Annotated in this window: 2 protein-coding genes; both read right to left on the reverse strand. The window is 69.0% G+C overall.

All coding sequences use genetic code 11. The features are described 5' to 3' along the window. A partial coding sequence (locus tag AC5RV2_RS17780; protein WP_494093426.1) for a hypothetical protein occupies positions 1-626 on the reverse strand: 626 nt, incomplete at its 3' end. Positions 627-826: 200 nt separating this feature from the next. Next, on the reverse strand, positions 827-1,312 hold the full coding sequence (locus tag AC5RV2_RS17785; RefSeq protein ID WP_494001923.1) for an inorganic diphosphatase: 486 nt from the start codon (positions 1,310-1,312) through the stop codon (positions 827-829). Positions 1,313-1,653 lie beyond the last annotated feature (341 nt).

Raw genomic sequence — 1,653 nt, forward strand, 5'->3', positions numbered from 1 at the left:
CAGCGCGGCGGGGCGACGGCGGCCGAGGAAGCGGGCCCGTGGACAAGGTCCAGCAGCCGGGCGGCTGCCGGACGGCAGGCCCACTCCTCCACCCACTGGGAGCGGACCACGGCCTTGCTCACGGCCTGGCTGGTGATGCCCAGTTCTTCGGCAATGTACTTTTGCTGGCCGCGCGCACCAGGCGTCATCAGGTCCAGCACCTTCCACTCCGCGTCGGTGCGGGTGGCGACGATCCGGCCGATGAGCCGCAGCACGGCCTCTACTTCCGCGGCGACCTCCGCATCGGGCCCGGACACGGCCAGCGGAACGCGCTCGCCGGTTTTTCGGGCCCGGTTCACCGCGCGCCGTGCGTAGACCAGGCCGTGCCCATCGGCGTCCTTGATGTCCTCCGGGAGCGGCGGCCGCAGTTCGCCCACGCCGATACCCACATTCCATCGCCGGCCGCGCAGCGCGATCAGTGCCGCGTCGATGGCCGTGGACGGCTTCTCGACCGCGCCGATCGCTTCGTCGCCGACAGACCGCTGAAAGGGGATCGCCGCGGGCAGGTGGCGCAGCGCCCTGATCAGGGCGGGCACCTGGTCGCCCGCCTCGCGGGAATCGCGCTGGTTGATGGTGAGCACGTACATGGCACCAGTATTGCGCCCGTCCGGGCAGGAACAACCGATTCCGGTTGGCTGGTGTGTCCCGCCGCCGGTCGCTCAGGGGCAAGCAAAAGCGGCCCGGACCCTGAAGGGTCCGGACCGCCGTCGCCGTTCCCGCCGGTTTCCGGCGGCAAGGCTTAGTTCGGGCCGGGCGTCGCTGCCCGGCAATTCGTCGCCGGTTGGCCTTAGCCCTGGGCGGCGAAGCGCCGGATGGAGGCTTCCAGTTCGGCCTCGGCGGCGGCGCGGTCGGCCCAGCCCTCGGCCTTGACCCACTTGCCCGGCTCCAGGTCCTTGTAGCGGGTGAAGAAGTGCTCGATTTCCTTGACCAGGAACTCCGGCACGTCGGACAGCTCCTGGATGTGGTCAAAGCGCTTGTCGGCCGGAACGCACAGCACCTTGGCGTCGCCGCCGCCGTCGTCGGTCATGTTGAAGACGGCGATCGGGCGGGATTCGACCACAACACCCGGCAGCAGGTCGTAGTCCTGCAGCATGACCATCGCGTCCAGCGGATCGCCGTCTTCGCCCAGCGTGTCCTCGAAGAAGCCGTAGTGGGTGGGGTACTGCATGGAGGTGAACAGCACCCGGTCCAGGCGGAGGCGGTGGGTTTCATGGTCGATCTCGTACTTGACGCGCGAACCCTTGGGGATCTCGATGGTGACGTCATGCTGCATGGCTTCGCTCCTTGGAGGCGTTCGGAAAATTGGCTTCGGCGCCGCCGCTGCACGGCCGTGGCCCGGCGCCGGACTACGCTTAACGATATAGGTCTTGCCCTTCCGTACCGGCATCGGGGTTGGAGCGGGGCATTCCCAACACTTCAAGATCCTCAGGAGGGGCAGCATGGGGCGTGGCTTCCGCGTGCTCACCTCCGGGCTGCTTACAGTCGTCTTCGCCGTGCTGGCCGTGCCCGCCGCCCTGAACCTCGGCCAGGCCATCGATTGGCCGGAGCCGGAGCCGGTGATCAGCACCCCTGCGGCGCAGCTGCCGCCCACCGAGCTGGCGGAGCCGCTGCCGG

The organism is Arthrobacter sp. Y3225116 (genome assembly GCF_059091245.1).

Bases quoted from the DNA above. Each gene is read 5' to 3' on its own strand.
- AC5RV2_RS17785 (WP_494001923.1), bottom strand. From the start codon at position 1,312: ATGCAGCATGACGTCACCATCGAGATCCCCAAGGGTTCGCGCGTCAAG.